Annotated in this window: 23 protein-coding genes and 1 pseudogene; 12 read left to right on the forward strand and 12 right to left on the reverse strand. The window is 73.7% G+C overall.

All coding sequences use genetic code 11. The features are described from left to right. Positions 1–36 precede the first annotated feature (36 nt). From XF36_RS27045 to XF36_RS35875, 5 genes and pseudogenes are all read left to right on the forward strand, one after another. Positions 37–369, forward strand: coding sequence for a YbaB/EbfC family nucleoid-associated protein (locus XF36_RS27045; protein WP_060714137.1), 333 nt, complete (start codon positions 37–39; stop codon positions 367–369). Further along, the gene (locus XF36_RS27050; RefSeq protein ID WP_060714138.1) at positions 366–704 is read left to right on the forward strand and encodes a hypothetical protein; all 339 of its coding nucleotides are present in this window, start codon (positions 366–368) and stop codon (positions 702–704) included. Before XF36_RS27045 ends, XF36_RS27050 begins: the two co-directional genes overlap by 4 nt. Positions 705–751: 47 nt before the next feature. Next, positions 752–1,573, forward strand: coding sequence for a hypothetical protein (locus tag XF36_RS27055; RefSeq protein ID WP_145981531.1), 822 nt, complete (start codon positions 752–754; stop codon positions 1,571–1,573). Positions 1,574–1,655: 82 nt separating this feature from the next. Continuing rightward, the gene (locus XF36_RS27060; protein WP_020627000.1) at positions 1,656–2,303 is read left to right on the forward strand and encodes a hypothetical protein; all 648 of its coding nucleotides are present in this window, start codon (positions 1,656–1,658) and stop codon (positions 2,301–2,303) included. A gap of 89 nt (positions 2,304–2,392) precedes the next feature. Beyond that, positions 2,393–2,734 (forward strand): annotated as a pseudogene (locus tag XF36_RS35875) (SDR family NAD(P)-dependent oxidoreductase); the annotation flags it as partial. A 375-nt stretch (positions 2,735–3,109) separates the two neighbouring features. Here the strand turns inward: XF36_RS35875 and XF36_RS31990 are convergent. From XF36_RS31990 to XF36_RS27080, 4 genes are all read right to left on the reverse strand, one after another. Continuing rightward, positions 3,110–3,802 (reverse strand): HD domain-containing protein, encoded by a 693-nt coding sequence (locus XF36_RS31990; protein WP_060714140.1) that lies wholly within the window; start codon positions 3,800–3,802, stop codon positions 3,110–3,112. Further along, positions 3,799–5,061 (reverse strand): MFS transporter, encoded by a 1,263-nt coding sequence (locus XF36_RS27070; RefSeq protein WP_060714141.1) that lies wholly within the window; start codon positions 5,059–5,061, stop codon positions 3,799–3,801. The genes XF36_RS31990 and XF36_RS27070 overlap by 4 nt, the downstream gene beginning before the upstream one ends. A gap of 42 nt (positions 5,062–5,103) precedes the next feature. Next, complete coding sequence (locus XF36_RS27075) at positions 5,104–5,778, reverse strand: Crp/Fnr family transcriptional regulator (protein WP_060714142.1); 675 nt, start codon at positions 5,776–5,778, stop codon at positions 5,104–5,106. A gap of 162 nt (positions 5,779–5,940) precedes the next feature. Next, positions 5,941–6,189, reverse strand: coding sequence for a hypothetical protein (locus XF36_RS27080; protein WP_060714143.1), 249 nt, complete (start codon positions 6,187–6,189; stop codon positions 5,941–5,943). A 352-nt stretch (positions 6,190–6,541) separates the two neighbouring features. On the opposite strand from XF36_RS27080, the gene nth reads away from it, so the two are divergent. The 5 genes from nth to XF36_RS27105 all read left to right on the forward strand — a co-directional run bounded on the left by nth (position 6,542) and on the right by XF36_RS27105 (position 11,163). After that, positions 6,542–7,273: an endonuclease III gene (gene nth, locus XF36_RS27085; RefSeq protein ID WP_414706260.1), complete on the forward strand. Its 732-nt coding sequence runs from the start codon at positions 6,542–6,544 to the stop codon at positions 7,271–7,273. After that, positions 7,270–7,941: a TlpA family protein disulfide reductase gene (locus XF36_RS27090; RefSeq protein WP_060714144.1), complete on the forward strand. Its 672-nt coding sequence runs from the start codon at positions 7,270–7,272 to the stop codon at positions 7,939–7,941. The genes nth and XF36_RS27090 overlap by 4 nt, the downstream gene beginning before the upstream one ends. After that, positions 7,938–8,684 (forward strand): NUDIX hydrolase, encoded by a 747-nt coding sequence (locus XF36_RS27095; protein ID WP_238589037.1) that lies wholly within the window; start codon positions 7,938–7,940, stop codon positions 8,682–8,684. Before XF36_RS27090 ends, XF36_RS27095 begins: the two co-directional genes overlap by 4 nt. 2 nt (positions 8,685–8,686) lie before the next feature. Continuing rightward, positions 8,687–9,886 carry a MarP family serine protease gene (locus XF36_RS27100; protein WP_060715010.1) on the forward strand — a complete coding sequence of 400 codons (1,200 nt, stop codon included), beginning with the start codon at positions 8,687–8,689 and terminating at the stop codon, positions 9,884–9,886. Between the two features lie 71 nt (positions 9,887–9,957). Then, positions 9,958–11,163, forward strand: a complete 1,206-nt coding sequence (locus XF36_RS27105) for an MFS transporter (RefSeq protein ID WP_060714145.1) — start codon at positions 9,958–9,960, stop codon at positions 11,161–11,163. On the opposite strand, the gene XF36_RS27110 is transcribed toward XF36_RS27105, so the two are convergent. Further along, the gene (locus tag XF36_RS27110) at positions 11,145–11,969 is read right to left on the reverse strand and encodes an MBL fold metallo-hydrolase (RefSeq protein WP_060714146.1); all 825 of its coding nucleotides are present in this window, start codon (positions 11,967–11,969) and stop codon (positions 11,145–11,147) included. The genes XF36_RS27105 and XF36_RS27110 overlap by 19 nt on opposite strands. Positions 11,970–12,061: 92 nt before the next feature. Here XF36_RS27110 and XF36_RS27115 point away from each other — a divergent pair, with 92 nt between their 5' ends. Continuing rightward, complete coding sequence (locus XF36_RS27115; RefSeq protein WP_060714147.1) at positions 12,062–12,913, forward strand: helix-turn-helix domain-containing protein; 852 nt, start codon at positions 12,062–12,064, stop codon at positions 12,911–12,913. On the opposite strand, the gene XF36_RS27120 is transcribed toward XF36_RS27115, so the two are convergent. Next, positions 12,903–14,177, reverse strand: a complete 1,275-nt coding sequence (locus tag XF36_RS27120) for an adenylosuccinate synthase (RefSeq protein WP_060714148.1) — start codon at positions 14,175–14,177, stop codon at positions 12,903–12,905. The genes XF36_RS27115 and XF36_RS27120 overlap by 11 nt on opposite strands. Before the next feature lie 204 nt (positions 14,178–14,381). Here XF36_RS27120 and XF36_RS27125 point away from each other — a divergent pair, with 204 nt between their 5' ends. Then, entirely contained in the window at positions 14,382–14,963 is a 582-nt protein-coding gene (locus XF36_RS27125) for a hypothetical protein (RefSeq protein ID WP_238589039.1), read from the forward strand. On the opposite strand, the gene XF36_RS32785 is transcribed toward XF36_RS27125, so the two are convergent. The 6 genes from XF36_RS32785 to fbaA all read right to left on the reverse strand — a co-directional run bounded on the left by XF36_RS32785 (position 14,964) and on the right by fbaA (position 20,877). After that, positions 14,964–16,355: a WXG100 family type VII secretion target gene (locus tag XF36_RS32785; protein WP_060714149.1), complete on the reverse strand. Its 1,392-nt coding sequence runs from the start codon at positions 16,353–16,355 to the stop codon at positions 14,964–14,966. Positions 16,356–16,815: 460 nt separating this feature from the next. Continuing rightward, positions 16,816–17,343, reverse strand: coding sequence for a DUF3558 family protein (locus tag XF36_RS27135; RefSeq protein WP_060714150.1), 528 nt, complete (start codon positions 17,341–17,343; stop codon positions 16,816–16,818). A gap of 74 nt (positions 17,344–17,417) precedes the next feature. Next, the gene (locus XF36_RS27140; RefSeq protein ID WP_060714151.1) at positions 17,418–18,095 is read right to left on the reverse strand and encodes a lysophospholipid acyltransferase family protein; all 678 of its coding nucleotides are present in this window, start codon (positions 18,093–18,095) and stop codon (positions 17,418–17,420) included. Positions 18,096–18,215: 120 nt separating this feature from the next. Then, positions 18,216–19,358, reverse strand: coding sequence for an FUSC family protein (locus tag XF36_RS27145; protein WP_060714152.1), 1,143 nt, complete (start codon positions 19,356–19,358; stop codon positions 18,216–18,218). Positions 19,359–19,363: 5 nt separating this feature from the next. After that, the gene (locus XF36_RS27150; protein WP_060714153.1) at positions 19,364–19,777 is read right to left on the reverse strand and encodes a DUF3151 domain-containing protein; all 414 of its coding nucleotides are present in this window, start codon (positions 19,775–19,777) and stop codon (positions 19,364–19,366) included. Between the two features lie 71 nt (positions 19,778–19,848). Next, on the reverse strand, positions 19,849–20,877 hold the full coding sequence (gene fbaA / locus XF36_RS27155; RefSeq protein WP_060714154.1) for a class II fructose-bisphosphate aldolase: 1,029 nt from the start codon (positions 20,875–20,877) through the stop codon (positions 19,849–19,851). Positions 20,878–20,987 lie beyond the last annotated feature (110 nt).

Consider the following 20,987-nt stretch of genomic DNA (forward strand, 5'->3'; position numbering starts at 1 on the left):
CGTGGAACCCGACGGTGCACGTCATCGTCGGGGCCCATGGAGTCCTTCACCGCCGAGCAGCCCTCCGCCGGGCGGACCTGGCTGGACGAGTACCGCACCCGCATCGACACGATCCGGCTCCGGGCCGAGGAGGCCCGGGACCGGGTGGCGACGGTGACGGCGACCGCGCGCACCCGCGACGGCGCGGTCGTTGTCACCGTCGACGCGTACGGGACGCTGACCGACCTGCAGCTCGGCGTGCGGGCCGAGGAGCTGCCGCGGGCCCGGCTCGCCGAGACGGTCCTGCGGCTGAGCCGGGAGGCCGCCGCCGACGCCGCGGCGCAGGTGGCGGCCATCGTGGAGCCGCTGACGGCGGGCGGCGGGCGGTGACGGGCCCCGGCTTCTCGGTCGACACCGACACGGTCTCGACCCATGCCGGGGTCCTCGACGACGCCGGTTCCACCGTCACCGGGATGCGCCCGGCGCTCGCCGAGCTCGACTCCGACGCCTACGGGGTCATCGGCGACTTCTTCTCCGCCCGCGCCACCTCGGCCATGCGGGCCGGGGTCGAGGCCGTGGACCGCCTCTCCTCGGAGCTGCACGAGCTGGCGACCGCGGCACGGGAGTCCGTCACCGCGTACCTCGAGGTGGAGAGCCGGGTGGTCGACGGGCTGCTCGGCGTCGACGTCCCGACGGCCCCGTCACCGGTCGGGGCGGACCGGTGACGGCGCCGGTTGAGGTGGAGGGGCCCGGCCCGCTCGAGGGTGCAGGGGTGTTCTCCTCGTTCGACGACGTCGGGAAGGCGGTCGGGGAGCAGGACACCGGCGGCATCGTCGTGGCCACGGCCGTCGCTGGGCTCGACACGCTGAGCGTGGTCGCCGACCCGCTGAAGGAGCTCGGGGCGGCCGGTGTCGGCTGGGCCATCGAGCATGTCGACTTCCTGCGCGAACCGCTGGACTGGCTCTGCGGTGACGCGAAGCAGATCGAGGCCCGGGCGAAGGACTGGCAGCAGATCTCCCGCGAACTGGCCACCCTCGTCCCGGAGATCGAGACCGTCCTCGCCGCCCCCGGCGCCTGGACCGGCGCAGCCGGGGACGCGTTCCACGGTGCCGCCGCGACACGCGTCGAGGCCGCGCGACGCCTGTCCGAGACCGCCCACGAGGTGGCCGATGTCGTGCTGACCTCGGCCTCGATCGTCGGTACCGAGCGCGCGGTCGTACGCGACATCATCGCCGAGTTCGTCGTGCGGCTCATTCCGAAGCTGCTCGCGTGGGCCGCGGGCGCCGTGGTGACGGTGGGGGTCGCCGCGCCGGTCGGCATCGCGGTCCTCGTCCTCGACGCCGTCGACCTGGCGCGCACGATCGTCCGCCGGGTCGAGGAGGTCATCGGGCTGCTGGAGAAGTCCGCCGCGGTGGCACGCCGGCTGGAGGACACGATGCGGACCGGGCTGCTGCCCGGGATCGCGGACCCCGCGGCGCGGAAGGCCGTCGAGAAGGCTGTGACCCTCGGGCAGGACACGGTGCTGGAGTACGGCAAGAACGACACGGCTCGCCGGGCCACGGCGGCCGAGTGGGACGAGGAGACATCCGGCTGAGGTCCCCGACCGCGTCGAAACGTGCACGTCCGTGTCGTGGCGTTACCACTCCACGAGCCCGGTCGGGACTACGCTCCCCGGCATGTCGGTCTGGTTCGTCATCGCCCTCGTCGCGATCGTCCTCGGCGTCGGTCTGCTGCTGTTCGACCGGTTCCGCGGGGGGGCGACGCGGGACCGCCGCCGCTGGGCCTCCATGCGGGAGTGGGAGTACCTCGAGTCCGATCCCGTCCTGCCCAGCCGCTGGCGCTACGGGACGATCCACCAGGGCGGCCCCGGCGTGGCCCGCAACCTGGTCTCGGGCGACGTCCCCACCCCGGACGGCCCGCGCAAGGCCTACGCGTTCGACCACGAGCAGGCCGGCCGGATCAGCTCGGTGCTCTGCGCCGTGCAGGTGCACGAGTCGCTGCCCGCCGCCGTCGAGCTGCGGCTGCCCTCGGCCCCGCTGCCCGACGACGCAGGCCTCGACCTGCTCGAGCCGGTCGGCGAGCGCTACGCCTTCGTCAGCGACGCCGACGCCGTCCGTCCGTTGCTGACCCCGCGGGTCGCCGACGCCAGCGACGCGGTCGGCGAGGACGTCGAGCTGCTCTGGGCCGAGGACGCCTGGGTGCTGGCCGCCGCGCCCGTCGGGATCTCCGCCGATCGGATGCAGGACCTGCTCGCCGATCTGGCCGAGGTCGCCACCGCTCTGGAGGAGGGGCTGCACGCCCGTCGTCCCACGATCGATTCCTGACCTGCGACATCTACGCAGCGTTGACTGATCACAACGCGATGTGACCACCCGAACGCGTTAAGCCGAACGGGTACAGCTAGCCTGATCGTGTGGCTCTGGCTCTCATCACCGGCGGCGGTACGGGACTCGGCGCGGTTCTGGCCGACCGACTGGCCGCGCGCGGACACGACCTCCTGCTCGTCACCCGCGACCCCGAGCGGGTCGCCCCCACCGCCCGGGAGCTCGCCGCCCGGTACGGGGTGCGCGCCGACGTCCTCGTCGCGGACCTCGGCACCCGGCACGGCCTGTTCCGGCTCGAGGCCCACCTCGCCGGCCCGGAGGCCCCGGCCGTCGACGTCCTCGTGCACGACGCCCTCGCCGACGCGGTCGCCGCGTCGGACGCCGGACGGGCGAGCGTCGACCTCGGCATGACCGCGACGAGGCGTCTCACCAACGCCGCGTTGCCCGGCATGCTGCGCCGCGGTGCCGGTGGGATCGTCGCGATCAGCGGGGACGAGCAGTCGGCCGCGTGGGCGGTCTCGTTCGTCACCGCGCTCGCCCCGAACCTGACCGGCGAGGTGCACGTCGTCGCCGTCCGGGGCGACGACCGGCCGGAGTGGACCGCCGACGCCGCCGACGCGGTGCTCGACGACCTCGACGCCGGCCTCGTCGTGAGCGCCCCGCAGACCGCACCGGCCCGTCCGGACCCGGCCCGGCGCGCCGTCGCCGCGGGGGTCCGGGTGGCCCGGCGCGCCGTCGAGTTGTTCGCCGACGCGACCTGGCAGCCCACCGGCACCGCAGCCGCTACCGCCCCGGACGCTGCCGCCCTAGACCTCGGGCGGGGCGCCGCCTTCATCGCCGTGGACCTCGATCCACTCCTCGCGGAACCGGCGCAGGAACTCCTCCAGGGCCGCGTGCCGCCGCTCGCCCATCTCGCGGCCGGCGGCGGTACGCAGCTCGCCGCGCAGCCGGAGCAGCTTCTCGTGGAAGTGGGCGACGACCGAGCCGGTCGGCCCGGACCGGTAGCCACCGCTCGCGACGCCAGCACCCGGGTCCCACAGGGGCTCGCCGATCGCGCCGCCATAGGCGAACGCGCGGGCGATGCCGGTGGCGCCCATCGCGTCGAGCATGTCGGCGTCGTGCAGGCAGGCGGCGATCCGGTCCGCGGTGGGCGCGGTGGCCGCCTCGGAGAACGAGTAGCGGCCGGTGGCCTCGACGGCGTCGAGCACCGGGTCCCACAGCGGCTCGGCGACCCCGCCGCGGCGCAGTGCGTCCCGGGCGTCGTCGCGGACCTCCGCGGGCGCGATGACCCGGCCGAGCCGTGCCTCGGCCGCCCGGTGGTGGTCGTGCACGTACGCGGCGACGGCGGCGACGAACCCGTCGAGCCCCTCCCGCACCGCCAGCCGGGCCGACAGCCCGGCGACCCGGTCGAGGTGCCCGAGGTCGTGCGCGACGTCCGCACCGGCCATGTCACCGGCGACGACGTCGCGCAGCCGTCGCAGCTCCCCGGCGCCGCTCACGCCGGGCTCCCGGCCACGACGACGCGCGGCTCGGTGTCGGCGACCGAGCCGCGGCGCAGCCACAGCAGCACCGCGACCAGTACGCCCAGGGCACCGCCCGCCGCGTACCCGCCCGTCCCGACGAGGTCGATCATGCCGCCGGACACGGCCTGCCCGGCCGAGACCCCGAGCACCGCCGCCATCACCATCCAGTTGAACGCCTCGGTCGCCGAGCCGGCGGGTGCGGTCTGCTCCACACCCAGGGAGTGCGCGGTGACCTGCGGGGTGATCAGCGCGCCGGCCGCCATCATCACGACGGTGAGCAGCGTCAGCGAGCCGAGCGGGGAGACCAGACCCATCACGGTCACCAGCACCGCGAAGCCGGCGAGCAGTACCGGCAGCCGCAGGTGCAGCGGTCGCGGCCAGGGCCGCATCCCGTAGAGCACTCCGGTCAGCACCGACACCACCGACCACACCGACAGCAGGATCCCCCCGGCTGCGGGGGCGCCGGCGGACGCGGTCGCCGCGATGACGCCGACCTCGGCGGTGCCGGCGACCAGGCCGAACCCGAGCGACGCGAGTGCCACCGTCCGCAGGCCGGGGCGCCGGAACACCCCGAGCAGGCCGCCCTCGACGGGCAGTGAGCCGTCGGCACGCTCGGCGCGGATGCGGGCCGACCGGCGTCGGACGGCCGCGGTCAGCGCGAACCAGGTGGTGCCGACGATCTCCGCGGTCGCCGCGACGACGAGCGCGGTGCCGGGCCACGGGGTCGCCACCACCAGGACCGCGGCCAGCGCCGGCCCCATGATGAAGAAGGTCTCGAGGCTGATCGCCTCGTAGGTGTAGGCGGCCTCCCGCCGCGGCCCCGGAGGGGTCAGGTCCGACCACAGGGCCCGCGACGAGCCCTCGAACGCCGGCGTCGCGAGCCCGGTGACCACTGCGACGGCGACGGTGAGCAGCAGCGCCGCCCGGGTCTCGATGCTGAGCACCAGTCCGGTGACGCACAGCGAGTAGACCGCGACGAGCAGCAGCATCGGCCGGGTCGGGCCCAACCGGTCGAGCACCCGTCCCTGCACGACGGTGCCGACGGCCGTCCCGACCAGCAGCGCCGCCGAGACCGCCCCGGCAACGGCGTAGGAGCCGTGGACCTCGCGGACGTAGAGCAGGGTGGCGAGGCTGTGCATCGCGATCGGGAAGCGGCCGATCACCGAGGCGCAGACCGGAGCCGCCGCCCCGGGCGTGCCCAGGGCGGCGCGGTAGTCGGACAGGGAGGCGGGCACCGCCCCAGCATCACATGGTCTGGGACGGCCGTACCAGTGGATTCAGCGCGCGCGGCGCGCGAGCCGCTCCGGCTCCAGGATCAGCACGCTCTTGCCCTCCAGGCGCAGCCAGCCGCGGTGCGCGAAGTCGGCGAGCGCCTTGTTGACGGTCTCGCGGGAGGCGCCGACGAGCTGCGCGATCTCCTCCTGCGTGAGGTCGTGGGTGACCCGCAGCAGCCCCGACTCCTGGGAACCGAACTGGCGTGCGAGCTGCAGCAGCGACTTCGCCACCCGGCCCGGAACGTCGGTGAAGATCAGGTCGGCGAGCATGTTGTTGGTGCGGCGCAGGCGGCGGGCCAGCACGCGCAGCAGCTGCTCGGCGATCTCCGGCCGCTTGCCGATCCACTCCCGCAGCGCGGCGCGGTCCATCGTGTAGCACCGCACCTCCGTGACCGCGGTCGCCGAGGACGTGCGCGGGCCCGGGTCGAAGATCGACAGCTCGCCGAACATGTCCGACGGTCCGGCCACCATGAGGAGGTTCTCCCGGCCGTCGGGGGACTTCCGACCGAGCTTCACCTTCCCACCGGACACGATGTAGAGGCGGTCGCCGGGCTCCCCCTCGGAGAAGATGACCTGCCCGCGGGAGAACTCGGCAGTCTCCAGAGCTTCGGCCAGCGCCTCGGCGGCCTGGGGCTCCACACCTTGGAAGATCCCTGCCCGGATCAGTACCTCGTCCACTGCAATGCTCCTCGTTCACCGGCCGTGTCGTCACGGCGGGTCGTCGGCGCGTCAGTGTAGAGGTCTTCGCCACACACGTGCGCACCACTGGCCCGATCGGATTGACATCCGATCGGGTCCGATTCGTCGCGGGGCGCTGTCACACGCCCGCACGAGATCTTGTCAGGCCGACGGGACCTGGCTCCGACGAGCCCCCCGGCGACGCCGGTTGCGCAGCCGGAACAGCTCGAGCGCGCGGCCGGTGCCGGACCGGAACAGGGCGCGGACCTCGTCCGGACGCGGCTGTTCGAGCATCTCGTCCAGCTCGTCCTGGCGCACGGTGGACTCTCGGAGGCGGGACTCCACGCGCTCCATACCGAGCGCGAAGAACATCACGAGCAGCGGGACGAGGACGCTCAACCAGGCAGTCATGGCGACTCCGATCCTCTCGTACGGGTTCGGAGCCCGGCCGGTCGGGGGTGGTCGCGTCGGAGGCTTCGTGACGCGTTCGTGACCTCGTAGCCCGTTCGGCGCACACCCGACCGGGGGCGGGCACCGCTCGTCGGACGCGTCGCCGCGCCGGACGGTCGACCACGCTCCGACGCGAACCGGACCGCGCGCGGCGACGAGCGGTGCACGGCGCGACACCGTGACACGACTGTCGGTGCCCACCCGTACGCTCGGTCACGTGAGCACCTCCGCCGGACGGACGTCGCGGGCGTCGCGGCCCACCCCCCGCGCCGCGGCCGGTCTGGCCGCGCGCGTCGCGGCCGGGGAGAGCCCGATCGGGCGAGCACGCCGGGTCAACCGCATCCTGCGGGCATTGGCCGAGGCCTATCCGCACGCGCACTGCGAGCTGGACTTCACCACCCCGCTCGATCTCGCCGTCGCGACGATCCTGTCCGCGCAGTGCACCGACGAGCGGGTCAACCAGGTCACCCCGGCACTGTTCACCCGGTACCCCGCCGCCGCGGACTACGCAGGCGCCGACCGGACCGAGCTCGAGGAGCTGATCCGCTCCACCGGCTTCTACCGGAACAAGGCGACGTCGCTGATCGGGCTGGGGGCCGCCGTCGTCGAGCGGCACGGCGGGGAGCTGCCGTCGACGCTGGACGAGCTGGTGAAGCTGCCGGGCATCGGGCGCAAGACCGCGAACGTCATCCTCGGCAACGCGTTCGGCGTCCCCGGGATCACCGTCGACACCCACTTCGGACGCCTGGTGCGCCGCTGGGGCTGGACGACCGAGGAGGACCCGGTCAAGGTCGAGCACGCGATCGGCGAGCTCGTCCCGCGCCGGGACTGGACGATCGTGTCCCACCACGTGATCTTCCACGGGCGCCGGGTCTGCCACTCCCGCAAACCGGCCTGCGGAGCCTGCACGCTCGCGGCGGACTGTCCCGCCTTCGGCCTCGGCCCCACCGATCCGGGCGAGGCCGCGGCGCTGGTCAAGGGGCCGGAACGGGACCATCTGCTCGCACTCGCGGGGATCGCGGGGCCCTCCGGGGACGGCCGGTGACCAGGACAGGCGCCTCCCGCTCCGAGATCGTGTCGACCGTGGTCGTCGTCGTCCTGGTGGCGATCGCGGTCTGGGCACTGTGGCCCTCGGGATCCACCACGGGTGGGGGCGCCGGCAGCGACCCCGCGGCGAGCGCAGCCCCGGCCGACCGGTCCGAGACCGACCTCGCCGCCGCGGACCCGCAGGCTCTGGCCGCCGCGCGCTCCTCGGCCCGGCTGGCCCCCTGCCCTGTCCCGTCCGGCGCCGCACCGGCCGGTCCGCTCGCCGGGATCACCGTGCCGTGCCTGGGCGCCGACGGCCGCACCGACCTGGGCGCCGCCCTGGCCGGGCGTCCGACGCTGGTCAACTTCTGGGCGTCGTGGTGCGTGCCGTGCCGCGAGGAGCTGCCCGCACTGCAGGCCTACGCGCAGCGGCCCGGCGCACTGCCGGTGCTCACCGTCGACGTGCAGGACGACCCGGTGGCCGCGCTGACCCTGTCCGCGCAGCTGGGGGTCACCCTGCCGGCCGTGATCGACCCGCAGCGGGCCGTGCGCCGCGCGCTGGACACCCCGCCGCTGCTGCCGGTCAGCTACGTGACCCGCGCCGACGGCGGCGTCGCGATGGTGGACCCGCCCGTCCCGTTCCGGACCGCCGACGACGTCGCGGCCGCCGTGGAGCGGTTCCGGTGACCGCGCACGCGGACATTCCGCAGGTGCCCGAGCCCGACCCCTCGGCGACCCCGGCGTCGCTGCGCCCGCTCGTCGACGGGGCGCTGGGCCTGGACCCGGCCTGGTTCGGGTGGCGACGCCTGCCGCCCGACAGCGGCGAACCGCGCCGGGCCTCGGTGCTGATGCTGTTCACCGACGCGGGGTCCGGGGGACCGGACGTGCTGCTCACCGAGCGCGCGGCGACGCTGCGCTCGCACGCCGGGCAGGTCGCCTTCCCCGGCGGCAGGCTCGACCCGACCGACACCGGCCCGGTGCACGCCGCGCTGCGGGAAGCCTGGGAGGAGACCGGGCTGGACCCGTCGGGGGTCGTGCCGCTGACCGTCCTGCCGGACCTGTTCATCCCGCCCACCGGCTTCCTGGTGACCCCGGTGCTGGCGCACTGGGCGTCGCCGTCGCCGGTGCGGGTGGTCGACGCCGCCGAGGTCGCCCGGGTCGTCCGGGTCCCGGTGGCGGTCCTGACCGACCCGGCGAACCGGTTCACCGTGCGCGGCCCCAGGGGGCACACCGGCCCCGCCTTCGACGCCGGGGGCCTGATGGTCTGGGGTTTCACCGCGGGCCTGCTGTCCGCGCTGCTGCAGCGGTCCGGTTGGGAGCGTCCGTGGGACGCCGGCCGGGTCCTCGATCTCGACGACGCCTGGGCCCGGGCCCGGCGGCACGAACCGGAAGGAGTCCGGGTGGACGACCACGGCGTGGTGGACCGGTGAGCATCAGCTGGGTCGACGTCGTCGTCGTGATCCTCGCTCTGCTGGCCGCGGCGTCCGGCTGGCGGCACGGGGTCGCGGTGGCACTGCTGTCGTTCGCCGGTGTGCTGACCGGCGCGGTGCTGGGGCTGCGGCTCGCCCCGTTGCTGGCCGGGCAGGTGGAGTCCCAGCCGGGGAAGGTGCTGCTCGGGATCGGTGTGGTGGTGCTGCTCGTCGCGCTCGGTGAGGCGACGGGCGTCTATCTCGGACGGTTCATCCGCGACCGGATCCGCGGCGAGGGCACCCTGAAGGTCGACTCCACCCTGGGCGCCGGCGTGCAGGCGGTCGCGGTGGTGGTGGCGGCCTGGCTGATCGCGCTGCCGCTGTCCTCGACGAGCTTCTCCACCCTGACCAGCGGCCTGCGCGACTCGCGGGTGCTCGCCGGGGTGGACGACGTGATGCCGGACGCGGCACGCAAGCTCCCCGCCGAGCTGCGCCAGCTCCTCGACGACTCCGGCTTCCCCGACGTCGTCAGCCCGTTCTCGCGGACACCGGTCGCCGCGGTCGGCCCGCCGGACTCCGCGCTCGCGCAGTCCCCGGTGGTCACCGAGGTCCGCGACCGGGTGCTGAAGGTGCGCGGGCGCGCCCCGTCCTGCCGTCGCGCGCTGGAGGGGACCGGGTTCGTCGTCGCCCCGCAGCGGGTGATGACCAACGCGCACGTCGTCGCCGGGACCTCCAGCACCACCGTCGAGGTGACGACGTCCAGCGGACGGACCCGCCAGCTCGACGCCCAGGTCGTCTACTACGACCCCGAGGTCGACGTGGCCGTGCTCGACGTGCCCGACCTCGACGAGCAGCCGCTGCAGTTCAGCCCGGACCCGGCCGCCGTCGGCGACGACGTGATCATCCTGGGCTACCCGCTGGACGGCCCGTACACGGTCACCCCTGGCAAGATCCGCGAGCGGATCCGGCTGCGCGGACCGGACATCTACGAGCAGGGCAGCGTGCTGCGCGACGTCTACACCGTCCGCGCGGTGGTGCGCTCCGGGAACTCCGGCGGCCCGATGATCACGCCCGACGGACGGGTGGTCGGCGTCGTGTTCGGCGCCGCGCTGGACGACACCGAGACCGGCTTCGTACTGACCGCCGAGCAGGTCGGGCAGGCGTTGAACGTGGCGGCGAGCGGCGCCTCGTCCCCCGCCGACACCGGGAACTGCGCCTCCTGACCCCACCGTAGATCGTGCCACGATCCGGGAATGAATGGCCGGATCGTGGGACGAATGCTTAGCGTGGGTACATGACCTCCGCCGATGTGACCCGCACCCGGCGTCGCTGGCTGGTGCTCACGGTGGGGGTGTTCGCGCAGACGGCGGCCTGCTCGTTCGTCTACGGGCTGCCCTTCGTGGTGCCGCTGCTGCGCGACTCGGCCGGACTGACGCTGGCGCAGGCCGGCGCCTACGTCGGGGCCCCGACGGTGGGCCTGCTGTGCACCCTCGTCCTGTGGGGGGCGGCCGCGGACCGGTCCGGCGAACGCGGCGTGATGACGATCGGGCTCGTGCTGTGCGCGCTGGCCGTCGGGATGGCCGCACTGCTCCCGCTCGGGCCGGGTCCGGCGCTGCTGGTGCTGCTCGGGCTCGGCGGCGCGGGGGCAGCGTCGGTGTTCGCCGCCAGCGGCCGGATGGTGATGGGGTGGTTCGCCGTCCACGAGCGCGGGACCGCGATGGGCATCCGGCAGACCTCGCAGCCGCTGGGGGTCGCGGTGGCCGGCCTGACGCTGCCGACGCTCGGCGCGGCCGTCGGGCCGTTCCGGGCGCTGGCGCTGCCCGCGGTGCTGTGCCTGGTCGCGGCGGTGCTGGTGCTGACGCTGGCCCCGGATCCGCCCCGACCGCAGCGGCCTGCCGGTGCGGAGCCGGAGCGTTCCCCGTACCGGACGTCCGTGCTGTGGCGGGTGCACGGCGCCAGCGCACTGCTGGTCGTCTCGCAGTTCGCGGTGTCGGCGTTCGGCACCGAGTACCTGGTCCGGGAGCAGGGCTGGAACGTCGCCGCGGCGGGCGCCTTCGTCGCGTGCGGCCAGGTCGCCGGGGCCGCCGGGCGGATCGCGACCGGGGCCTGGTCGGACCGAGTCAGGTCGCGGCTGCGCCCGATGCGCCAGGTCGCGGTGGCCGCGACCCTGGTGCTGCTGCTGTTCGCCCTCGGCGACGCCGTCGCCGGGTGGCTGGCGGTGACGATGCTGGCCGTCGGAGCGGTCGTCACCGTCGCCCCGAACGGCCTGGCGTTCACCAGCACCGCCGAGATCGCCGGCCCGGCCTGGTCCGGGCGTGCGCTGGGCGTGCAGAACACGGGGCAGAACGCCGTCGCCTCGGTCGTCCCCGCCGCCCTGGGACTGCTGGTCGGCACGACCGGCTACGCGGCGGCCTTCGCGATCGCCGCGGTCGCGCCGCTGGCCGCGGTGCTGGTCACCCCGGTCCGCGAGGAGCGACGGCGTCAGGGCGACGACGTGTAGGCGAAACCGTCCCCGGCCCGCCGGACACGGCCGGGGGTGAAGTGCGACGGCAGCAGCAGCCCGCCGGAGCGGGCGAGGCGCTCGCACAGGTCGCGTCGGGTACGGGCGGCACGGGCCGGATCGGCGTCGCCCGCCTGCGCGAGGTCGAGGTCGTCGAACTGCAGCGGGTGGTGCAGGACGTCGCCCCCGATCACCACCTCCGGCCCATCGGGCGGCCCGATCTCGACGACGAGGTGGCCGGGGGTGTGCCCGGGCGCGACACGCAGCCGCACCTCGTGACCGAGATCGACATCGACGCCGTCGCCGACCGGGTCGACCAGACCCGCGTCCAGGACCGGCGCGACGCTGTCCTCCCAGGTCCGGGCCAGTCCCTCGGCGACGCCGGAGCCGGGGGCCGAGCGGTGCACCGCACCCAGCCACGCCAGCTCGGTCCGGGACACCAGGTGCCGCGCCCCGGGGAAGGCGGGGCGGGCGTCGGCGGTGGTCAGCCCGCCGCAGTGGTCCGGGTGCAGGTGGGAGCAGACGACGACATCGATCTCCTCGGGCGCGACCCGTGCGGCGAGCCGGGCCGCGTACCCGGCGTCGAGCAGATGGTGGGCGGGCAGGCCGGGGCGGTGCCGGCCGTCGCCGTTGCCGGCATCGACGAGGACGGTCAGGTCCGGGGTGCGGACGAGGTGGGTGGCGATCACCAGGGAGATCGGCCCGTCCGAGGGGTGGGCCGGGAACATCTCGCGGACGCCGAAGGGCCAGTCGTCGAGCTCGGTGATCCGCTCGACCGTCACGGGTCCGCGCAGCTGGATGGTCACGCCGTGATCGTCGGTGCCTCCGGCGCGATGCGGGAGTCCCCGGCCCGGGGTATCCCGCGCAGGGAGTGGCTCGGGTCGCTCCGGTGCGGACAATGGGGGTCGTGACGGCTCTCGGTGAGTTCCTGGCGGCGCGACGGGCACGGCTCGATCCCGACGCGTTCGGGCTGCCGACGACCGGCGCGCGGCGGGTCCCCGGGCTCCGCCGGGAGGAGCTGGCCGGTCTCGCCGGGGTCAGCCCGTCGTACTACACACGGCTCGAACAGGGACACTCCCGCGGTGCCTCCCCCGCGGTGCTCGACGCCATCGCCCGGGTGCTGGCCCTGGACAAGGGCGAGCGGGCCCACCTGCACCGGATCGCCGCGACGGCGGCCCGCCCCGTCCCGCTGCGCAGCGCACCGCCCGAGTGCATCGACGCCCGTACCGCCGACCTGCTGGCCGCCATGCCGGACGTGCCCGCGTTCGTCCTCGGCCGGTCCGGGGACGTGCTGGCCTGGAACCCGCTCGGGCACGCGCTACTCGCGGCGCACCTGGATCCACTCTCCCCGGCCTGCCCGCGGCACCGCCCGAACCTGGTCGCGATGGCGGTGCTGGACCCGCACGTGCGGGCCCTCTACGCCGATCCGGTCGCCCGCACCCGCGCCCTGGTGGCCGCCCTGCGCCTGGCGGCCGGGCGCCGTCCCGACGACGCGCGGCTGTCCGCGCTGGTCGGGGACCTGTCCGTGCGCAGCGACGAGTTCGCCCGGCTGTGGGCCGACCACCGGGCGCACCCCTGCGCACAGGAACGGCACACGCTGCGACACCCGCTGGTCGGCGAGCTGACACTCGACCACCAGGTGCTCGACGTCGGCCGGACGCCCGACCGGACGGTGCTGGTGCTGACCGCACCGCCCGGCAGCCCGGACAGCGACGCGCTCGGGCTGCTGGGGCGGCAGGTCAGCGGGTGATCGTCTGGTCCCGCCCGGGCCCGACGCCGATCGCGGACACCGGCGCGCCGGTGAGCTCCTCGATCCGCGCCACGTAGGCCTGGGCGGTGGCCGGCAGGTCCTCCCAGGTGCGGGCGGCGGACAGGTCCTCGACCCAGCCGGGCATCTCCTCGTAGACCGGGACGGCGTGGTGGAAGCCGGTCTGGGTCATCGGCATCTCGTCGACGCGGTGGCCGTCGACCTCGTAGCCGACGCAGATCGGCACCGACTCCAGCCCGGACAGCACGTCCAGCTTGGTGAGGAAGAGGTCGGTGATGCCGTTGACCCGCACCGCGTAGCGCCCGATGACGGCGTCGAACCAGCCGCAGCGCCGCGCACGGCCGGTGTTCACACCGACCTCGCCGCCGGTCTTGCGGAGGAACTCACCCATCTCGTCGTGCAGCTCGGTCGGGAACGGGCCGGAGCCGACGCGGGTGGTGTAGGCCTTCAGGATCCCGATCACGCGGGTGATCTTGTTCGGGCCGATGCCGGACCCGACCGACGCGCCGCCCGCGGTCGGGTTCGAGCTGGTCACGAAGGGGTAGGTGCCGTGGTCGACGTCGAGCAGGGTGCCCTGCGACCCCTCCAGCAGCAGCGTCTCGCCGCGCTCCAGGGCCTCGTTCAGGAGCAGCCGGGTGTCGACGATCTTGTCGGCGAACTCCTTCGACTGCTCCAGGACGGTGTCGACGACCTCGTTGAAGTCCAGCGAGCGCCGGTTGTAGACCTTGACCAGGATCTGGTTCTTCAGCTCGAGCGCGGCCTCGACCTTCTGGTGCAGGATCTTCTCGTCGAGCAGGTCCGCGGCGCGGACGCCGACCCTGGCGACCTTGTCCTGGTACGCCGGGCCGATGCCGCGACCGGTGGTGCCGATCTTGGCCTTGCCCAGGTAGCGTTCGGTGACGCGGTCGATCGCCACGTGGTACGGCATGATCAGGTGCGAGTCGGCCGAGATCAGCAGGCCGGAGGTGTCGACGCCGCGCCGCTCCAGGCCCGCCTTCTCCTCGATCAGCGCCTCGGGGTTCACGACGACCCCGTTGCCGATCACGTTCTTCACGCCCGGGGACAGGATCCCGGACGGGATGAGCTTCAGCGCGAAGTCGCGACCGTCCGGCGTGACGACGGTGTGGCCGGCGTTGTTGCCGCCCTGGTAGCGGACGACCCAGCCGAACTGTCCGCCCAGCAGGTCCGTCGCCTTGCCCTTGCCCTCGTCGCCCCACTGGGCGCCGATCAACACGATTGCGGGCATGTAAGAGACTCCAGTTCACACACGCTCGTCACGGTCGCGGACCCGGGCGTGATTTCCGGTTTCCGCGGCGAGGAGGGTACTCGATCAGTGGTTCCGACCGATCCCGAAGCGGTGCTCCTCGACTGCCTGCCGCAGCGGCGTCACCGTCTTCCCTTCCACGGTATCCGGCTCGGCGCGCGGCGGGAACGCCCACCGTCGTCGCTGGTGTCCGATCCCGCGGTGCGTTCGGTCACCGTGGGTCCGCGCCCCGGGAAGGCGGAGGTCGACGCCCTCCTCCCGGCGCGGCGGCTCATCGTGCACGGTGACGACGCCGACCTCGCCGCAGTCCTGGTCCGGTTGCTGCGTCGCGACGCACTCGACACCGAGGTCGCCTACCTGCCGGTGTCGCGCCGGTCCCGCGCCGCCGCGAACTGGGGTCTCCCGACCCGGTTCGACGACGCCGTCGCCCTCGCCCGGTCCGGCACCGCGCGCGAGATGCCGCTGGTGCGCGACGACAACGGCGGTGTTCTCGCCGGCCGCGGGGAGATCCCCGACCTCTACGGCGAGGCCTACTGCGATGCGACGCGGGTGCTGCACGGCCGCGTGAAGACGCTCGTCGTCGACGCAGGGCCGGAGGGAGTCCAGGTGCGTGCGGGGCGTGGGGTGACCGGAGCGACCGGGCGGGCGATCCAGATCGGGACGACGGGTGCGACGCCCGTCCGGGACGGCGTCCCGCACCCGCGGGAGATCAAGCGCTGGGCCTGGTACAAGCACACCGAGCCGTGGCGACCGGTGCTGCCGGGCTGATCAGCGGCCGGGGTCCTCGGGGGCGAGGACGGCGTCGGTCGCGGTGACACCGACGTCGAACACCTCGTCGGTGGGGACGACGTAGCGGTTGCGGTGGTCCTGCCCGTCCGCACGACCTCCCGGGACGCCACCGGCCATCGGGCCGTAGCCGGCGCCACCCCGTGCCTCCGCCGCCCGGCTGCCGGTCCACGAGTCGGTCGCACCGCCGCTCCGCGGGCCGGTGGTACGGGGCTCGGTGCCCCACGCCGTCCCGGACCCCACACGGCTCCCCGGCGAGTGCGGCTCGGCCGACGCCCCCGGCAGCCGCGCGGTGCCGCGGGAGTCGCCGAACGGGGAGCCGTAGCCGCCCCGGCCCGCTCCGGTGCCGCCACCGTAGGAGCCGGTCCCGCCGGGTCGGGGCTCCGTGACGGGCCGGACGAGCTGCTGCCGCCGGACCTGGTCACCGAACCGGCGTGCGAGGTCCTCGCGGGTACGGGCGGCATCCGGCACCGGGGTCCGGGGCGGGATCCGCGTGCGGTCCGGAGCGGGCGGGGTGCGGAGACCCGGGGCTGGGACACCCCCTCCGCCGGCGCTCGACGCCGGTCCGTTCGGCAGCGGGACGACGGGCGAGTACCCGGCACCGGGTCCGGCACCGCCACCCGACACGCCCACGGAGCCTCCGCCTGCGCCGCCGACCGGCGGGGCAGGGGACGCCGCCCCACCCGGGGGAGGCCCGATGCCGGCCGGTCCCGGCGCCGGACCGGAGCCGCCGCCCGGAGGGGCGGGGACGTTCGCGCCGACGGAGACGCCGGGCTGCGGCCCCGACGCTCCGCCGCCCCCGGACGTCGCGCCCGGCGTCGACCCGGCCGGGGGCGCGGCGGCGGCCTCGGTGGTGAAGCGGTCGTCGATGGCCGAGGTCTCGGACTCGTACTGCTGGAGCGCGCGGTTCGCGATCTCGTCGTTGATCTGGTTGTGCTCGGCGATGGTGACGTGGTCGGTGCCCCGGCCCTGGAGGGACTGCCAGGCCTCGCTGATGTTGTCGCCCGCGCGCTGGATCCAGGAGAACTCGGCCGGGTCCATGAACCGGACCTGACCGCGCATGCGCTCGAACGCGCTGCCGTGGTCGAGCATGCGGTCGGCGCCGTTCTGGGCGACGGTCGCGGTGCCGTCGACGCCGGTCGCGGTGCGATCCAGGGATTCCTGGGCCGCCTGGGCGGCCGGGCCCTGCCACGAGATGCCGAGGTCGGCCATTCCGCGGTCGAGGGTCTGCTTGGTCGCCGCCATGTCGTCGACGAGGGAACGCAGGCTGTCCGCTGTCTGCCGGGTCGCCTCGGCGCCCGGTTTGCCGAGGATCCATGCCGACTTCGTGGCGATGTCGAAAGCTTCGTAGTTGTAGCAGCGGGGAAGGGGCACGGTCGGATCCCTAACGCTCGAGCAACGGGCCGTTGGACGGCGAGCGGTGGAGTTCAGGGTCGCCGTGTTCTCGTCCTCGATCAGGCCGTACTCCTGGGCGGCCCTTTTCAACCGGTCGCGCGCATCCACGACCTCGCGGAGATAGTTCTCGTGAGTCCCGACGATCGTGTCGACCTTGGGTTGGAACACGGTTACTGCGTCACGTGATACCGGATCGTCGCCACAAGGAGGAAGACTCCTCAATCTGGAAGCGATCCACCGACTCTCCTGCATCGTCCGGACCTGCTCGTCGATCCTCTGGTAGACGCTGGCCACGTTGTCGATGTCGATCTGCAGCATGAGCGAGTCGCTGGCGTTCCCCTGGGGGACGTGAGCGGATGTCTGCATAGCCGCAGACGGTAGATCAGTTCTCCATGGGTCGTTAGTGGATCGGCCGCAAAGGTTCGCAGATGCGAACTCGTCATCGCGTGCGGGCTACAGCTAGGTAGCTGGCAGCCAGAAGCTCGGCCCTGCGACACACGTCGTCGGCCGAGACCGGGCTCTGCTCGCCGTATCCAAGGGACTCCGCCTGGATCCGGACACTCGCCGTGTCGGCAGTGTCGAGGTACAGCTCGCACAACGCCGAGCGCTCCCGCTGCTCGACGATCCGAATTACCCCATAACCGTCAACAACCGTAACGATGACCCCTCCCGCTGTCGCCACCTCCGCGGCTGGACTCTGAATCGACTGCACGGTGTAGTTGTCACCAGAGTCGAAGTTTCCCCATGAGCACGCCCGGCTCGGGCCATCCGCCAGCGGGACGGTCGCAGGATTGTCACCCTCGACCCCGAGACGCTGTCGAAGCTCGGGGGTCATCGCCACACAGGGATCGACGTTCGCCACGTCGATCTCCGCCGGCCACGGCGGAAACGGCCCCTCCGACCCCGCAGCCCCACACCCCACGACCACCCCGCACACCACCAGCAGGACGAGAACGAGTCGGACCACCAGCGACGCTCCCCCGGACAGGAACAGGACCGCAGCAGGCTAGCCCGCCGTCGTCGTCCCCGGGCCCGTTCCGGTCAGGCCGCGGCCGCCGAGTCGTCCGGACGCCGGTGGTAGCTATCCACATAGGTCTGCTCCGACAGGTCCGCGATGGCGTCCATGATCTCGTCGGTGACCGCGCGCCGGATCGCCGGCGCGCCCTCCAGCCCGTCGTAGCGACTGAACTCCAACGGCCGCCCGAAGCGGATCTCGACGCGGGCCAGGCGCGGGAACAGCCGTCCGATCGGCTGCACGCGCTCGGTCCCGATCAGGCCGACGGGCACGACGACGGCCCCCGTTGACAGGGCCAGCGACGCGACGCCGGTGTGCCCGCGGTGCAGCTTGCCGTCGAGGGAGCGGGTGCCCTCCGGGTAGATGCCGAACGCACCGCCGCGCTCCAGGACCTCGCGTCCGGCCGCGAGTGCGGCGAGGCCGGCACGGGCGTTGGCCCGGTCGACCGGGATGTAGCCGAGCGCTCCCAGGAACGCCGCCATCAGGCGTCCGCGCAGGCCACGACCGGTGAAGTACTCGGCCTTGCCGAGGAAGGCGACCTGGCGCGGGGCGACGAGCGGGATGAACGCCGTGTCGACGGCCGCGCGGTGGTTCGCAGCGAGGATCACCGGCCCGGTGGCCGGGATGCGGTCCGCCCCGCGCACACGAGGCCGCCACACGAGCCGGACGACTGGCGCGAGGACGTAGCGGATGAACAGCTGCACCGTGAACCCCGATCGATGAGCGACGTCCACAACTCCGTGCAGGGGGACCCGACGTCCCGGCGCCGAACGACGCCCGATTCTGCTCCGTGACCGACCGGTGACGGAAGCCCCGCAGCCCGTTCAGTCCACGTCAGGATCGGCGAACTGGGCCCGCAGCGCCCGCAACGCCTCGCTGCGGGTCATCCCGGTCGCCTGCAGCAGGTCGATCGCGATCGAGCGGACCTGCGCGACGAGCACCGCCGCCGCCGACCCCGCGGGCGCCGTCTGCCCCTCCGCCGGCCGCACGACGACCGCACCCGGGTCGGCGAGGACCGGCGCGTGCTGCACGGCCTCCAGGATCGGGCCGCGGGCCTTCTCCCGGTCGCCGTCCTGCCCGAGCTCCCCGATCAGTGCCTCGACGGCGGCGGCGAGCTCGGTGATGGCGTCCGGCAGACCCGGCGGGACCGGTTCGCCGTCCTCGATCGCGGTCATCGCTCGCCGGGCGAGCACCCGGGCGTTGCGGTGGGCGTAGTCGGCCCGTTCGGCGAGGGTCCGGTAGCGGCGCAGCATGGCCCGGCGCGGCCGGTGCATCGGCGAGACCGTGACGACCTCGCCCGCGGAGCTGACGGCGGTGCGCAGCTCGTCGATGACGGCCTGGGTGTCGCGGGCCCGGGCCAGCGCCCGCGACGCGTTCTCCCGGTCGCCCTCACGCAGCGCCGTCGCGGTCTCGGTGAGCACGGTGACGAGGTCGTCGAGCACCCGGCGGGCGACCCGGCGCACGATCCGGACCGGGTGCGCGGGGATGACCGCGGCCACCAGGATCCCGGCGAGGCCACCGATCAGTGCGTCGATGCAGCGGTCGATCCCGCCGGTCTCGGTGGGCGGGAGCAGCGTCGTCACCAGCACCGCGGAGACCGCGGCCTGGTTGACGAACAACGTGCCGCCGTCGGTGAACACCGCGACGACCAGCGCGAGCGCGACGACGAGCACCAGCTGCCAGAGGCCGCTGCCGATCCGCGCGATCAGCAGGTCCCCGACCAGCACCCCGATGCTGACCCCGACGACGAGCTCGGCGGTGCGGCGCAGCCGCGAGTTGAGCGACATGCCCAGGCTGAGCACCGCCGCGATCGGCGCGAAGAACGGCCGCGTGTGACCGACCAGGTCACCGGCCACCCAGAGGGCGAGCCCGGCGGCCATGGAGCACTGCAGGATCGGCAGCCACGACGCGCGGACGCGCCGGGCGCCGGCCCGGCCACGTGAGCGGACCCGGTCCCACGCGGCCACGGGCGTCAGGACACGCCGAGGGCGGCGAGCGCCTCCGGGTCCGAGTCGGCGATCAGCGTGCGCAGCCGCTCGACCTCGGGGGCCTCCCCGATCGCCGTGGCGGCGCGCAGCAGCGCCCCGCAGGACCGCAGGAAGCCCCGGTTCGGCTCGTGCGACCACGGGACCGGGCCGAAGCCCTTCCAGCCGTTGCGGCGCAGCTGGTCCAGGCCACGGTGGTAACCGGTGCGGGCGTAGGCGTACGCGGCCACGGTCTCGCCGGCATCGAGGGCGCGCTCGGCGAGCACCGCCCAGGCGATCGACGACGACGGCGACCCCGCCGCCACCTCCGACGGGTCCTTGCCCGCCGCCAGGTCCGCCGCCGCGGGGTCGACGGGGAGACGCGTGTCGTCGGGCTCGAGCAGGTTGCCGTGCAGACTCATGGCGCCATCCTGGCGCGTGCCCACCGGTCGTCGCCAACCGGTGGGCACGCGAGGAGGATCCGGACCAGGGCTCAGAGGGCCTTGCCGGCCGACTTCAGCGACTCGCAGGCCTCGATGACGCGCTCGCTCATCCCGACCTCGGCCTTCTTCAGGTACGACCGCGGGTCGTAGACCTTCTTGTTGCCGACCTCGCCGTCGATCTTGAGCACGCCGTCGTAGTTCTCGAACATGTGCGACACGATCGGCCGGGTGAAGGCGTACTGGGTGTCGGTGTCGACGTTCATCTTCACGACGCCGTAGGTCAGCGCCTCGTGGATCTCCTCGAGCAGCGAGCCGGAGCCGCCGTGGAAGACCAGGTCGAACGGCTTGGCGCCGGCGTCGAGACCCAGCTTCTGCACGGCCACCTCCTGGCCCTGCTTGAGGATCTCCGGGCGGAGCTTCACGTTGCCCGGCTTGTAGACGCCGTGCACGTTGCCGAAGGTCGCGGCCAGCAGGTAGCGGCCCTTCTCGCCGGCGCCGAGGACATCGACGGTGCGCTCGTAGTCGCCGGGGGCGGTGTAGAGCTTGTCGTTGATGTCGTTCGCGACGCCGTCCTCCTCACCGCCGACGACGCCGATCTCCACCTCGAGGATGATCTTCGCCTTGGCCGCCTGCTCCAGCAGCTCGGCCGCGATCTTCAGGTTCTCCTCGAGCTCGACCGCGGAGCCGTCCCACATGTGCGACTGGAACAGCGGTTTCTGCCCCTTGTCCACGCGCTCCTGGCTGATCGCGATCAGCGGACGCACGAACGAGTCCAGCTTGTCCTTGGGGCAGTGGTCGGTGTGCAGCGCGATGTTGACCGGGTACTTGTCCGCGACGACGTGCGCGAACTCGGCGAGCCCGACCGAACCGGTGACCATGTCCTTCACCCGGGTGCCGGACAGGAACTCCGCACCACCGGTCGAGACCTGCACGATGCCGTCGGAGCCCGCCTCCGCGAACCCGCGCAGCGCCGCGTTGAGGGTCTCGGTGCTGGTCACGTTGATCGCCGGGTAGGCGAACTCGCCGCTCTTGGCGTTGTCCAGCATCTGGTTGTAGATCTCGGGCGTGGCGATGGGCACGGGGCCTGCCTCCTCGTCGTCGGCGGTCGCTGCTCCGCGCAGCGCTCCTTGTCTCCGGGTGAGTATCACGTACCCACGGCGAAGGGGGAGCCATCGTCGGTGATGGGCCT

It is taken from the genome of Pseudonocardia sp. HH130629-09 (genome assembly GCF_001294645.1).
In the GTDB taxonomy this organism is placed as follows: Bacteria; Actinomycetota; Actinomycetes; order Mycobacteriales; family Pseudonocardiaceae; genus Pseudonocardia.